Source organism: Microbacterium suaedae (assembly GCF_003254645.1).
Lineage (GTDB): Bacteria > Actinomycetota > Actinomycetes > Actinomycetales > Microbacteriaceae > Microbacterium > Microbacterium suaedae.
In genome coordinates this window covers 416,964-430,918 of the sequence record NZ_PNFD01000002.1, presented here as the reverse complement: position 1 = coordinate 430,918, position 13,955 = coordinate 416,964, and the positions used below count along the sequence as shown (strand labels likewise).

Below are 13,955 nucleotides of genomic sequence, written 5' to 3'. Positions count from 1 at the left end.
CAGTGGCACGCCACGCCGGGGTACACCACCGCAACGACCACGCCCGAAGACGCCCATCCCAAGAACACACACGACCACGCCACGCCCGACCCCAGCACCCAACAAGTACCCCACGAAGAACCTCTCCCCGACCCCGCACACGACCAGACCCCACAAGCACCCACCACCGAGATATCCGCGCACGACCGCACCACGCCCGAGCGCACCATCGTGCTGTGGCTGCCCGATTGGCCGATCACCGCCTATCTGCGGACGCAGGCACGCGAGGTCGCCGAGAGCGAGCGCGTCTCCCCCGATGACCCGCTCGCCATCGTGCGCGACGGACGCGTCATCACCTGCTCCGCCGCTGCCCGAGCCGAGGGCGTCCGCCGCGGACAGCGACGTCGCGATGCGCAGGGCGCCTGCTCGCGCCTGCGCCTGCTCCCCGCCGATGAAGGGCGCGATGAACGCGCCTTCCACCGCGTTCTCACCCGGCTCGAAGAACTCACCCCCGGCGTCCAACCGCTGCGCCCCGGTGTCGCAGCCCTTCGCGCCCGAGGCCCCGCCCGGTTCTACCGCAGCGAGCGGGCCGCGGCCGAGACGCTCCTCCGCGCCCTCGCCGATGACGGCCTCGTCGACGCTCGGGCAGGCGTCGCCGACGGGCTGTTCACGGCCGAGCAGGCAGCACGAACTACCCCTCCCCACACCCCCGGGCGCATCCACGACCCCCAGACAGACACCACCAACGGACCGTCCACAACCGAACAGGCAACACGAACCACCCCTCCCCACACCCCCGGGCGCATCCACGACCCCCAGACAGACACCACCAACGGACCGTCCACAACCGAACAGGCAACACGAACCACCCCTCCCCACGATGCCGTGCGCATCGTCGCCCCCGGGGAGGCGGCCGCGTTCCTCGCGCCGCTGCCGGTCGCCGCCCTCGGCGACGACGAGCTCGCACTCTTCCTCTCCCGCCTCGGCGTGCAGACGCTCGGCGAGTTCGCCGCGCTTCCCGCGGAGCGCATCCACGACCGACTCGGCCCCCACGGATCCCGTCTGCGCGATCTCGCCGCCGGCGCCGACTCACGCACCGTCGTCCCCCGCGTACCGCCGCCCGAGCTCGCGCGCGAGCTCGTTCTCGAGCCTCCCCTCGAGCTCGCCGATCAAGTCGCCTTCGCGGTGCGCCGCACGGCCGATGCGTTCTGCGACGGCCTCGGTGGTGCAGGGCTCGTCTGCACGGCCCTGCGCGTCACGATCGAGAGCGACCTCGGCTCCCGCAGCGAGCGCATCTGGCAGCACCCGCAGAGCTTCGACGCCGCAAGCATCGTCGATCGCGTGCGCTGGCAGCTGCAGCCCTCTCTCGAGACTCCCTCGCTCTCGGGAGGTGTCACACGCATCCTGCTCGAACCTGATGCCGTCGACGACGCGACCGGACACCAGCCCGCGCTCGTCGGACAGGGCCCCGACGAGCGCACCCACCACGCGATGACGCGCGTGCAGAGCGCGCTCGGGCATCGAGGCGTGCTCACCCCCACCATCGGCGGCGGTCGCTGGCTCGCCGAGCGCGAGACGCTCCGCCCCTGGGGCGACGCCGCTGGCCCCGCGCGACGCCGCGATCTTCCCTGGCCCGGATCCCTCCCCCCGCCCCTGCCCGCAGAGGTGTTCCATGAGGCGCGTGCCGCGCACATCGTCGGGGCGCACGACGTCCCCGTCGCGATCGACGAGCGCGGGCTCCTCACGACACCGCCCGCCGTCATCGACGGGCGGCGCATCACCCACTGGGCCGGCCCTTGGCCGATCGTCGAGCGCACATGGGATCCCGCACGAGCCCGCCGCGCTCACCGCTTCCAGATCGTCGACGAAGAACAGGCGGCCTGGCTCGCGGTTCTCGAAGACGGCCGCTGGTGGCTGGAAGGCAGGTACTCCTGATGGGATGGAAGAATCCGCCGATCCCCTGGAACGAGCTCGAACGCACGTTGAGCGGGCGCCGCCCCGATCCGCGGCCCGCCGCCGTCGACGGGGGCGACAGCCCCGCCTGGAGCCGCAAACGCGCCGCCTACGAGCCACCGGGCATCGCGCGCGGAAAGAGCCGTGTGCGCTACGCCGAGCTGCACGCCCATTCGACGTACTCGTTCCTCGACGGCGCCTCCTCCCCCGAAGATCTCGTCGAGGAGGCTGAGCGGCTCGGGCTGGAGGCCCTCGCGCTCACCGACCACGACGGCTTCTACGGCATCGTGCGCTTCGCCGAGGCCGCCGAGCACACCTCGGTGCGCACGGCGTTCGGCGCCGAGCTCTCGCTCGACCTGCCCGCACCCCAGAAGGGCCTTCCGGATCCCGCGGGCCAGCACCTCCTCGTGCTCGCCCGGCGCGAGGAGGGCTATCACCGACTATCGCGCGCCATCACCCGCGCGCAGCTGCGAGGACAGGAGAAGGGGCGCCCCGTCTACGACCTGGAGGATCTCGGTGAGGAGTCCTCAGGCGACTGGGCGGTGCTCACCGGATGCCGCAAGGGATCCGTCGGGCAGGCCCTGCGCCGAAACGTCTCCCCCGACGAACAGCTCAGCGGCGCCGAACACGAGCTGCGGCGCCTCGTCTCCCTCTTCGGCCGAGACAACGTGTTCGTCGAGCTCACCCACCACGGCGATCCGCTCGACGACCACCGCAACGATGCCCTCGCACTGCTCGCCGAACGCGTCCGTCTGCCGCTCGTCGCCACAGGGAATGCGCACTGCGCAGGCCCCGACAAGGTGCGCCTCGCCCAGGCGGTCGCGGCCATCCGTGCGACCCGCAGCATGGACGATCTCGACGGCTGGCTGCCTGCGGGCGGCCCCGCCCACCTCCGCTCCGGCGACGAAATGGCCCGGATCTTCTCCCGCTTCCCCGGGGCCGTCGAAGCCGCCGCACACCTCGCCGACGAGCTCGTGTTCCCGCTGCGAGCGGCCCGCCCCGCCCTGCCGAAGCAGCCGGTCCCCGACGGGCACACGCCGATGTCCTATCTGCGCGAACTCGTCTGGCGCGCCGTCCCGCGCCGCTACCCGCGCCTGTCCGCGGCCGATCGCGAACGCATCGCGCACGAACTCGATGTGATCGAGAAGAAGGACTTTCCGGGCTACTTCCTCATCGTCCACGACATCGTCGCGGAGGCTCGCCGGCGCGGGATCCTCTGCCAGGGACGCGGATCCGCCGCGAACAGCGCCGTCTGCTATCTGCTCGACATCACCGCGGTCGATGCGATCTACTACCAGCTGCCCTTCGAACGCTTCCTCTCGGCCATGCGCGACGAGGAACCCGACATCGACGTCGACTTCGACAGCGATCGGCGCGAGGAGATCATCCAGTGGGTGTACGACGAGTACGGCCGCGAACGCGCCGCTCAGGTGGCGAACGTCATCCAATACCGCCCCAAGAACGCCGTGCGCGACGTCGCCCGTGCGCTCGGCTATTCACCCGGCCAGCAGGACGCCTGGTCGCGCCAGGTCGAACGCTGGGGCGCCTCTCTCGAATCCGGACCCGACCATGACATTCCCGACCAGGTGCTCGACTATGCGAAGGAGCTCCTGACCGCGCCACGCCATCTGGGGATCCACTCGGGCGGCATGGTGCTCACCGACCGTCCTGTCGGCGAGGTCGTCCCGATCGAGCACGCGCGCATGCCCGGCCGGACCGTCATCCAGTGGGACAAGGACTCCGCCGAGTGGATGGGGCTCGTCAAGTTCGATCTGCTCGGCCTCGGCATGCTCGCGGCCCTGCAGCACTGCTTCGACATCATCGCCGGTGCGACGGGCGAGCGCTTCGATCTGCGCGAGCTGCCGCGCGAGGAGCCCGCCGTCTACGACATGCTCTGCCGCGCCGACTCGATCGGCGTCTTCCAGGTCGAATCCCGGGCGCAGATGGGGTTGCTCCCCCGCCTGCAGCCGCGCCGTTTCTACGACCTCGTCATCCAGATCGCCCTCATCCGCCCCGGCCCCGTCCAGGGCGGATCCGTGCACCCGTTCGTCCGCCGCAAGATGGGTCTCGAGCCCGTCACCTACCCGCACCCGAAGCTCGAACCCGTCCTGAAGCGCACGAAAGGCATCCCCGTGTTCCAGGAGCAGCTCATGCAGATGGCGATGGCGATCGGCGACTGCACGGGAGAAGACGCCGATCTGCTGCGCCGGGCGATGGGATCCAAACGCGGGCAGGAACGCATCGAGAAGCTGCGGGAGAAGCTCTTCACGGGCATGGCCTCGAACGGCATCCACGGCGAGCAGGCCGAACGGCTCTACGCGCAGATCCAGGCGTTCGCGAATTTCGGCTTCGCCGAGTCGCACTCCCTCTCGTTCGCTCTGCTCGTCTACGCATCGAGCTGGATCAAGCTGCACTACCCCGCCGCCTTCCTCGCGGGGCTGCTGCGCTCGCAGCCGATGGGGTTCTACTCCCCCGCAACCCTCACCGCCGATGCCCGCCGTCACGGCGTCGAGGTGCGTCGCCCCGACATCCTGCGCTCCGACGCGCACGAGACGCTCGAGCCCCTCGAACCCCTCGAGCCCCTCAAACCCCCGCGGCGTGCGCCGACAGGCCGCGACTCCTGCCTCATCGACCACGCACCCGTCGATGTCGTGAGCGAGCCGGCACCCTTCGACCGCTCCGCACCCGACGACTCGGCCGCGCACCGGCGCGACGCAGGCTTCGCCGTCCGACTCGGTCTCTCCGGGATCACGGGAATCGGCGGGCGTACGGCCGAGATCATCGTGTCCGAGCGTGAGAGAGCGGGCGCCTTCTCGTCGATGTCCGACCTCGTACGCCGCACGGGCATCACCGAGCAGCAGCTCGAAGCCCTCGCGACGGCGGGTGCGTTCGAATCTCTGGGGCACGGCACACGCGAAGCAATCTGGCTCGCGGGCTCCGCCGCCCAAGATCGCCCCGATTTCCTGCCAGGCACGGCGCTGTCCGTACAGCCGCCGCTCTTCGCGGACCCCTCGAGCTACGAACGGCTCGCAAGCGATCTGTGGGCGACCGGCGTGTCGACCGACGATCATCCGCTCACCCACTTCCGCAGCGCCCTCGACGCGCGGGGCGTGCTCACATCGATCGGCCTGCGCACGCACGAAACCGGTCGCCGCATCGAGACCGCGGGGCTCGTCACCCATCGGCAGCGTCCCGCGACCGCGTCGGGCATCACCTTCCTCAACCTCGAGGACGAGCACGGGCTCGTGAACGTCGTCTGCTCGGTCGGAGTCTGGACGCGCTATCGCCGCGTCGTGCGAGACAGCCCGGCCCTGATCGCGCGCGGCATGCTCGAGCGCTCACCCGAGGGCGTCGTCAACCTCGTCGCGGACGGATTCGAGGACCTCCGCGTCGGCATCGGCCATCGTTCGCGGGACTTCCGATGATCGGCGACCCGGGTGCCCGAGCGGCGCCCCCGTCGTAGGCTCGAGACATGTGCGGACGGTTCGTCGTAGCCCGGGTCGGCAGCGAGCTCGTGGGAGAACTGCGCGCCGACCATATCGCCGACGATCTGCCCGCGCCAAGCTTCAACATCGCCCCGACACAGCGGGCCGCGATCGTGCTCGACTCCACCAAGACCGACCCGCCGACTCGGCGTGTCGAATCGGCCCGGTGGGGCCTCGTCCCCGGCTGGGCGAAGGATCTCTCGCTCGGACGGCGCGCGTTCAACGCCCGCGCCGAGGAACTCGAGCAGAAGCGCATGTTCGCGCCGGCCCTCGCGGGACGCCGCGCCGTCATCCCGGCGACCGGCTACTACGAGTGGAAGACGACCGACGACGGCAAGGTGCCGCTGTTCATCCATCCCGAAGGCGGCGAGCCGATGCTGTTCGCGGGGCTCTACGAGTGGTGGAAGGATCGCGAGAAGAGCGATGACGAACCCGATCGCTGGGTGCTGAGCTTCACGATCCTCACCCGTTCCGGCGTCGGCGCCCTCGGATCCGTCCACCACCGCATGCCCGTCTTCCTCGACACCGCGCACGCCGATGCGTGGCTCGATCCTCATGCGGAGGCGCCACGGGACGTCCTCGATGCGATGATCGACGACGCGCCCCGCGTGGGCGAATCGCTCGCGTGGCACGAGGTCGACCGTGCCGTCGGCGATGTACGGCGCGACTCCCCCTCCTTCATCGATCCCGTCGCCGGCTGATCTCGGACTGCTCCCGTGCGATCCGCGCGACAATGGATGGTGTGACCTCACCGATTCCCGCAGAAGCTCGTACCCACATCGACGATCTCGCCGCGTTCGTGACCGCGTCGCCCTCCTCATACCATGCCGCCGACGAGAGCTTCCGCCGCCTCGTCGATGCGGGTTTCACGGCGCTCGACGAGACGGAAGCATGGCGGATCGAGCCGGGCGGTCGATACGTCGTCCTGCGTGAAGGATCCGTCATCGCGTTCGCGCTGCCCGATGGCGCCGGAGCGACGACGCCGTTCTCGATCGTCGGCGCGCACACCGATTCCCCGAGCTTCAAGCTCAAGCCGAAGCCCACGAAGACTGGCGCGGGAGGTTGGTGGCAGCTCGGCTGGGAGGTGTACGGCGGACCGCTCCTCAACTCGTGGCTCGACCGCGAGCTCGAGCTCGCGGGGCGCATCGTCACCTCGTCCGGAGACGAGCATCTCGTGCGCACGGGGCCGATCGCGCGGATCCCGCAGCTCGCGATCCACCTCGACCGCCAGGTCAACGACGGGCTCACGCTCGACAAGCAGCGCCATACGACCCCTGTGTGGGGCCTCGGCGATGCTGAGTCTGCCGACATCGTCGCCCGATTCGCGCGAGACGCGGGCGTCGCCCCCGACGAGATCGGAGGCTTCGACATCGTCGCCGCCGACACCCAGACGCCGCGCACCTTCGGCGCCGACGAGGCCCTGTTCGCGAGCGGCCGCCTCGACAATCTGCTGTCGACGCACGCGGGGCTCACCGCGATCCTCAAGGCGCGGCCCGCCGAGAACATCGCGATGTTCGCGGCCTTCGACCACGAGGAGATCGGATCCGCTTCCCGCACGGGCGCAGCCGGCCCGTTCCACGAGGAAGTCCTCACACGGATCCTGGGCGCCCTCGGCGGCTCGGACGAAGACCGCGCCCGCAGCTTCGCGCGCTCCCTGCACGTCTCGAGCGACGTCGGCCACGCCGTGCACCCGAACTACTCCGAACGGCACGATCCCGCCAATCAGCCGGTCGCGGGCGGCGGGCCGATCCTCAAGATCAACGGAAACCAGCGCTACGCGACCGACGCGCACGGCGCCGCCTCCTGGAACGCGGCCTGCCGATCGGCGGGCGTGCCGACGCAAGAGTTCGTCTCGAACAACACCGTCCCGTGCGGATCCACGATCGGCCCGATCGCGGCGACGCGCCTCGGCATCCGTACGGTCGACGTGGGCGTGCCGATCCTTTCGATGCACTCGGCCCGCGAGCTCACCGCTGTCGTGGACCCCTGGTTCCTGTCCCGCGCGATGAGCGCCGTGCTCGCGCGCTGATCCGGATGTTCGAGCTGACGCGGGAGGAGTGGCGGGAGCGCGAGCGGATCCACGAGGAGCGGGCCGACGCGCTCACCGCCGCCCACCGCGCCCGCGCGCGGCGAGGCGAGAAGCACCCGGTCTGGGACTTCCTGTTCACCTACTACTCGTTCAAGCCATCCCTCCTTCGCCGCTGGCATCCGGGGGCGGGCGTCACGTTGCTCGACGCGTCCGGCGAGCCGCGCGCCGAATGGCGCTGGTATCGCCCCGGCGACACGAACAGGTCCGTGACGCCCGATGCCGAGGGTTTCGCGCGGGAGAAGCCCGCACTGGCGCGTCTCATCGACATCATGCTGCGCCGCACGGCCTCACGCCCGGGCCAGTTCGACTGTTTCGGCCTGCACGAGTGGGCGATGGTCTACCGGCAGTCGGAGCACCGACACCCGCAGCCGTTGCGCCTCGGCCAGCAGGAGACTGACGAGGTCGTCGAGACGCATGAGCTCCGCTGCACGCATTACGACGCTTTCCGTTTCTTCACCCCCGACGCCGTGCCCCGCAATCGCGCGCCGCTCGACCGCGAGACGCAGCCGGAACGGGAGCAGCCGGGGTGCCTGCACGCGGGGATGGACGTCTACAAGTGGACGGCGAAGCTCGGGCCGCTGGCTCCGGGCGATCTGCTCCTCGACGCCTTCGAACTCGCGCGCGACATCCGGCGGCTCGACATGGAGGCCGCGCCGTACGATCTCCGCGCGTTCGGGATCGACCCGGTGCGTATCGAGACCGCCGAAGGAAAGGCCGAGTACGTCCACCGGCAGCGGGCGTTCGCCGAGCGCGGCAATCGCCTGCGGCGCGCGCTCCTCGACGCATGGCAGGGATCCTCGAAACTCGTCGCATAACGCGCGACGCGACACTCGTCCACGTGCATTCTGCTCAATCTTCACACGATCGATATCTGCTTTCGATTCCTCCCTGGTAGCCGACTGTGTAAATTTTGACAAAACCCTGTCACCGACACGCGGTGACACACAGCACACGGCATCTTCGAGAAGAGGCACGAATGAACCTCACGACGCATGCGCGCAGACGCGCCCTGCTGGTCGCCGCTCCCGCGGTCGCCGCCATCACGCTCGCCGGCTGCGCGAGCACTGACGGCGGAGACAGCGCGACGGGCAACGACATCCTTGTCGGCACGACCGACTCCGTCACGCACCTCGACCCGGCCGGGTCGTACGACAACGGCTCCCTCACGCTGCAGACGCAGGTATTCCCGTACCTCGTCAACACGGCCCCGAACAGCACAGACGTCGTTCCCGACCTCGCCGAGACCGCCGAGTTCACCGGACCGAATGAGTACACGGTGACCCTCCCCGAGGGGCTGATGTGGGCCAACGGCAACGAACTCACCTCGAGCGACGTGAAGTTCACGTTCGATCGCCAGCTCGCGATCGCCGACCCGAACGGGCCGTCGTCGCTTCTCGGCAACCTCGATTCAGTCGAGGCCCCCGACGAGCAGACCGTCGTCTTCCACCTCACCAACGCCGACGACCAGACGTTCCCGCACGTGCTCACGAGCTTCCCGGGCGCCATCGTTGACGAGGACACCTTCTCGGCCGACGAGGTCACCCCCGACGACGACATCGTCGAGGCGAACGCGTTCGGCGGGCCGTACTCGATCACCGACTACACGTTCAACGAGCTCGTCGAGCTGACGCCCAACGAGAACTATGAGGGCCTCATCGAGCCCGCCGCGAACGACGGCGTGCTGATCAACTACTACGCCGAGTCGTCGAACCTGAAGCTCGCCGTCGAAGACGGCTCCGTCGACGTCGCCTACCGCAGCCTGTCACCGAGCGACGTCGAGGACCTCTCCGGTGACGACAGCCTCGCCATCCACGACGGCCCCGGTGGCGAGATCCGTTACATCGTCTTCAACTTCAACACCCAGCCGTACGGCGCTGAGACCGAGGACGCGGATCCCGACAAGGCGCTGGCCGTGCGCCAGGCCGTCGCGTCGCTCATCGACCGCGAGGCGCTGAGCGAGCAGGTCTACGACGGAACCTTCACGCCGCTCTACTCGTACGTCCCCGAGGGCTTCGCCGGCGCGACCGAGCCGCTCAAGGAGATGTACGGCGACGGTCAGGGCGCACCCTCGGCAGAGGCAGCCGAGCAGACCCTGTCGGACGCGGGTGTCGAGACGCCCGTCGAGCTCTCGCTCCAGTACAGCCCCGACCACTACGGCCCGAACTCGGCCGACGAATACGCACTGATCGAGCAGCAGCTCGAGGCCGATGGCCTCTTCGACGTGACGCTGGCCGGCACCGAGTGGGTGCAGTACTCCGATGACCGCGTCGGCGACGTCTACCCGGCTTACCAGCTCGGCTGGTTCCCCGACTACTCGGACGCTGACAACTACCTCACGCCGTTCTTCCGCTCGGAGAACTTCCTCGTGAACCACTACGCCGATGACGAGGTCGACCAGCTCATCTCCGACCAGGCTTCCGAGTCCGATCCCGCTGCGCGCGAGGCGCTCATCGGCGACATCCAGCAGAAGGTCGCCGAGGACCTCTCGACCGTTCCCTACCTGCAGGGCGCTCAGGTCGCCGTGACCGCGGCCGATGTCGAGGGCGTCGTCCTCGACGCGTCGTTCAAGCTCCGCATGTCGTCGCTCACGCGCTGACCAGCACCCGACAGAGCGGATCCGGGGCGGGTCGCCCATGAGGCGAGCCGCCCCGGATCCATGCTCCACCCGATTCCCACAAGGACTCCCCCGTGGCAGAAACCGCCCTCGCCTCCGACGCACCGGTGGCGCCTCCGAAGAAGAAAAGGGGATCCGGCGGCACGTCGCTCTGGCGCTACGTGCTGATCCGGTTCCTGCTCATCTTCCCGACGATCTTCATCCTCGTCACGACCGTGTTCCTCATGATGCGCGTGACAGGTGATCCCATCACCGCCGCTCTCGGCGGCCAGCTCACGCCCGCGCAGCTCGCCGAGCGCATCGAGGCGGCCGGCTACAACCGGCCCCTCATCGTGCAGTACTTCGAGTACCTCGGCAATATCGCGCGGGGCGACTTCGGCGTGACGATCAACGGCCAGACCGTCACGAGCGTGCTGCTGCGCTACGGCGGAGCGACCCTCGAGCTCGCGCTCTACGCACTGATCATCGCCTTCGTCGTCGGCATCCCTCTCGGCATGCTCGCGGCCGCGATCCGTGATCGCTGGGGGGACGCCGTCCTGCGCGTCCTCGCGATCCTCTTCTACGCGACCCCCGTGTTCTTCGCCGGCCTGCTGTTCAAGCTCGTGTTCTCGGTCTGGCTCGGTGTGCTGCCCAGCTCCGGCCGCGCCTCGCCGCGCGTCGAGCTGCAGCTCGGGCGGATCGATGGCGCGACCGGCATCTACACGATCGATGCCCTGCGCACGGGGCAGTGGTCGCTCATCAGCGACGTGCTCGCGCACGCGATCCTCCCCGGCCTCGCGCTCGGCCTCCTGACGGCCGGCGTCTTCCTGCGCCTCGTGCGCACGAACGTCATCGGCACGCTCTCGATGCCGTACGTCGACGCCGCGCGCTCGCGAGGCGTGAGCGAGTTCCGCCTCGTGCGCAAGCACGCCTACAAGCCCGCGCTCATCCCGATCATCACCGTCATCGGCCTCCAGATCGCCGTGCTGCTCGGCGGCGCCGTGCTCACCGAGACGACCTTCGAGTGGATGGGCCTCGGCTATCAGCTGAGCGAGTTCCTCAAGTCGCGCGACTTCGTCGCCGTGCAGGGCATCGTCGCCCTGCTCGCCGTGATCGTCGCGCTCACGAACTTCATCGTCGACATCATCGCGGCGTTCATCGACCCGAGGGTGAGGTACTGACATGCCCCGCACGACCTTCATCGGCGCAGTGCCCACAGCGCGAGAGGTGAGGCACTGATATGGCAAGCACTCCCCTGCTCGATCGAATCCCGGTCATCAAGGATCTGCGACAGGCCGTCGGTCTGCAGCGCGGCATGCTCATCGCGGGTCTCGTGATCTGCGTGATCTTCCTGCTCGTCGCGGTGTTCGCCCCGTTCATCGCCCCGTTCGGCTATGCGCAGCTGTCTGACGACGCGGGCACCTTCACCCCGCGGCAGGCACCGTCGGCAGAGCACATCTGGGGCACGACCATTGCGGGCTACGACGTGTTCTCCCGGGTGCTCTGGGGCGCCAGGACCGCTTTCCTCGTCATCGTCGTCTCCGTCGTGATGAGCCTCTTCCTCGGCATCCTCCTCGGCGTCGTGTCCGGCTACCTCGGCGGCTGGCTCGATCGGATCCTCGTCGTCATCTGTGACGCCGTCTACGCGTTCCCGTCGCTCCTGCTCGCGATCGTCGCGGCCATCGTCATCTCGGCGGGGCAGTCGACGCTGTGGGGCGGGATCTTCGCGACCGCGATCTCGATCACGGTCGTGTTCATCCCGCAGTACTTCCGTGTCGTGCGCGCCGAGACCGTGCGCATCAAGAGCGAGGCGTATGTCGAGTCGGCCCGCGTCGTCGGCGCGTCGACGTGGCGAATCATGCTGCGCCATGTCCTCCGCAACGCGACCCGCAGCCTCCCGCTGATCTTCACGCTCAACGCCTCCGAGGCGATCCTGACGATCGCGGGCCTCGGCTTCCTCGGCTTCGGAATCGAGCCGACCCAGGCGGCGGAGTGGGGCTACGACCTCAACCGCGCCGTCGAGGATGTCACGGCCGGGCGCTGGTGGACAGCCGTGTTCCCCGGACTCGCCATCGTTCTCGTCGTCATGGGCATCACGCTCGTCGGCGAGAGCCTCAACGATCTCGCCGATCCGCGCCTGCGTACGCGCCGACGCGCGAAGAAGCAGAACAAGGAGGTCGCGGTATGAGCGCAAACCAGCTCCCCGTCGAAATCTCGAACCTCGACGTCACCTTCGCGACCGACGGCGGCGACGTGCACGTCGTGCACGGAATCGACCTCGAAGTGCGCGAGCGCGAGGTGCTCGCGATCGTGGGCGAATCCGGATCCGGCAAGACCGTCACGGCGCGCACCCTCCTCGGGCTACTGCCCGAGACTGCGACCACGACGGGCGCCGTGGTCGTGAACGGGACCGACGTCGTCACCCTGTCGGGCAGCCGCCTGCGCGAGCTGCGCGGCACCGAGGCTGCGATGATCTTCCAGGAGCCGATGACCGCCCTCAACCCGGTCTTTCCCGTGGGGTGGCAGATCGCGGAGGGCCTGCGAGCCCACCAGAAGATCTCGAGGAAAGCCGCGCGCGGGCGCGCGATCGAGATCCTCGAGAAGGTCGGGATCCCGGATCCGCAGAAGCGCGTCGATGATTACCCGCACCAGTTCTCGGGAGGGCAGAAGCAGCGCATCGTCATCGCGCAGGCCCTCGCCCTCGGGCCGAAGGTGCTCATCGCGGACGAGCCGACGACGGCGCTCGACGTCACGGTCCAGGCCGAGATCCTCGACCTCCTGCGGGTCGTGCGCGACGAGTTCGGCACCGCGATCCTGCTCATCACGCACAACATGGGCGTTGTCGCCGATCTCGCCGATCGCGTGTGCGTCATGTATCGCGGCGACGTCGTCGAGACCGCCCCGACCGCCGAGCTGTTCGACGCACCGCAGGCCGACTATACGAAGACGCTCCTCGCCGCCGTCCCGCGCCTCGATATCGCCGACCGGACGTGGACGGGCGACCCTGAGGCCACTCCCCTCGTCGCGGCGCGCGGGCTCGAGATCGAGTACCCGGGCCGCTTCGGGGCGCACGGCTTCCGCGCCGTGCGGGGCGTCGATTTCGACATCCGCCCCGGCGAGGTTCTCGGGCTCGTCGGCGAGTCCGGATCCGGCAAGTCGACGATTGGGCGCGCGATCGCGGGCCTGACGACCGTGACGGGCGGATCTCTCGAGGTGCTCGGGGTCGAGATGAACGGGGTTCGCGAACGCCAGTTGCGCCCGCATCGAAAGGACCTGGGGTTTGTGTTCCAGGACCCGGCGTCGAGCTTCAATCCGCTGCTGACGATCGGCGCGTGCGTCGCCGAGCCCCTCATTGTGCACGGCGAGGCGTCGACCGTCGAGGACGCCGAGGATCGGGTCGTCGAGCTGCTCGAGGCCGTGCGCCTCCCGGGCGACTTCGCCCGCAGGTACCCGCACGAGCTCTCCGGCGGTCAGCGTCAGCGCGCGTCGCTCGCGCGCGGGATCGCCCTGAACCCGAAGCTGCTCATCGCCGACGAGCCGACGAGCGCGCTCGACGTGTCGGTACAGGCGACGGTGCTCGAGCTGTTCCAGGAACTCCAGGAGCAGTTCGGCTTCGCGTGCCTGTTCATCACCCACGATCTCGCGGTGGTCGACCTCCTCGCGCACCGCATCGCGGTGCTGAAGAACGGGCGCGTCGCGGAGCAGGGGCTCACGGCCGACGTCCTCGGGGATCCGCAGAACGACTACACGCGGCGCCTCATCGCGTCGCTGCCGGTTCCCGATCCCGCGGAGCAGGCCGCCCGTCGCGACGAGCGGCGCCGTATCATCTGACCCCGGGCCGGGCGCCCGGCGCAGC

9 protein-coding genes are annotated in these 13,955 nt (G+C 69.3%); all 9 read left to right on the top strand.

Annotation, left to right across the window (positions count from 1 at the left end):
* Positions 1-210: 210 nt before the first annotated feature.
* The gene (locus C0012_RS08640) at positions 211-1,914 is read left to right on the top strand and encodes a Y-family DNA polymerase (RefSeq protein ID WP_232527836.1); all 1,704 of its coding nucleotides are present in this window, start codon (positions 211-213) and stop codon (positions 1,912-1,914) included.
* Positions 1,914-5,357 (top strand): error-prone DNA polymerase, encoded by a 3,444-nt coding sequence (locus tag C0012_RS08635; RefSeq protein ID WP_110589016.1) that lies wholly within the window; start codon positions 1,914-1,916, stop codon positions 5,355-5,357. The genes C0012_RS08640 and C0012_RS08635 overlap by 1 nt, the downstream gene beginning before the upstream one ends.
* Before the next feature lie 47 nt (positions 5,358-5,404).
* On the top strand, positions 5,405-6,118 hold the full coding sequence (locus C0012_RS08630; RefSeq protein WP_110589017.1) for an SOS response-associated peptidase: 714 nt from the start codon (positions 5,405-5,407) through the stop codon (positions 6,116-6,118).
* A gap of 32 nt (positions 6,119-6,150) precedes the next feature.
* Positions 6,151-7,446: a M18 family aminopeptidase gene (locus tag C0012_RS08625; RefSeq protein WP_110589018.1), complete on the top strand. Its 1,296-nt coding sequence runs from the start codon at positions 6,151-6,153 to the stop codon at positions 7,444-7,446.
* Positions 7,447-7,451: 5 nt separating this feature from the next.
* Positions 7,452-8,321: a 3-methyladenine DNA glycosylase gene (locus C0012_RS08620; protein ID WP_110589019.1), complete on the top strand. Its 870-nt coding sequence runs from the start codon at positions 7,452-7,454 to the stop codon at positions 8,319-8,321.
* A 161-nt stretch (positions 8,322-8,482) separates the two neighbouring features.
* A complete protein-coding gene (locus C0012_RS08615; RefSeq protein WP_110589020.1) occupies positions 8,483-10,102 on the top strand; it encodes an ABC transporter substrate-binding protein in 1,620 nt (539 codons plus the stop codon).
* 92 nt (positions 10,103-10,194) lie between these two features.
* Positions 10,195-11,280: an ABC transporter permease gene (locus tag C0012_RS08610; protein ID WP_198411103.1), complete on the top strand. Its 1,086-nt coding sequence runs from the start codon at positions 10,195-10,197 to the stop codon at positions 11,278-11,280.
* Positions 11,281-11,339: 59 nt separating this feature from the next.
* Positions 11,340-12,287 (top strand): ABC transporter permease, encoded by a 948-nt coding sequence (locus C0012_RS08605; protein WP_110589021.1) that lies wholly within the window; start codon positions 11,340-11,342, stop codon positions 12,285-12,287.
* Positions 12,284-13,930: an ABC transporter ATP-binding protein gene (locus C0012_RS08600; RefSeq protein WP_110589022.1), complete on the top strand. Its 1,647-nt coding sequence runs from the start codon at positions 12,284-12,286 to the stop codon at positions 13,928-13,930. Before C0012_RS08605 ends, C0012_RS08600 begins: the two co-directional genes overlap by 4 nt.
* Positions 13,931-13,955: the final 25 nt, after the last annotated feature.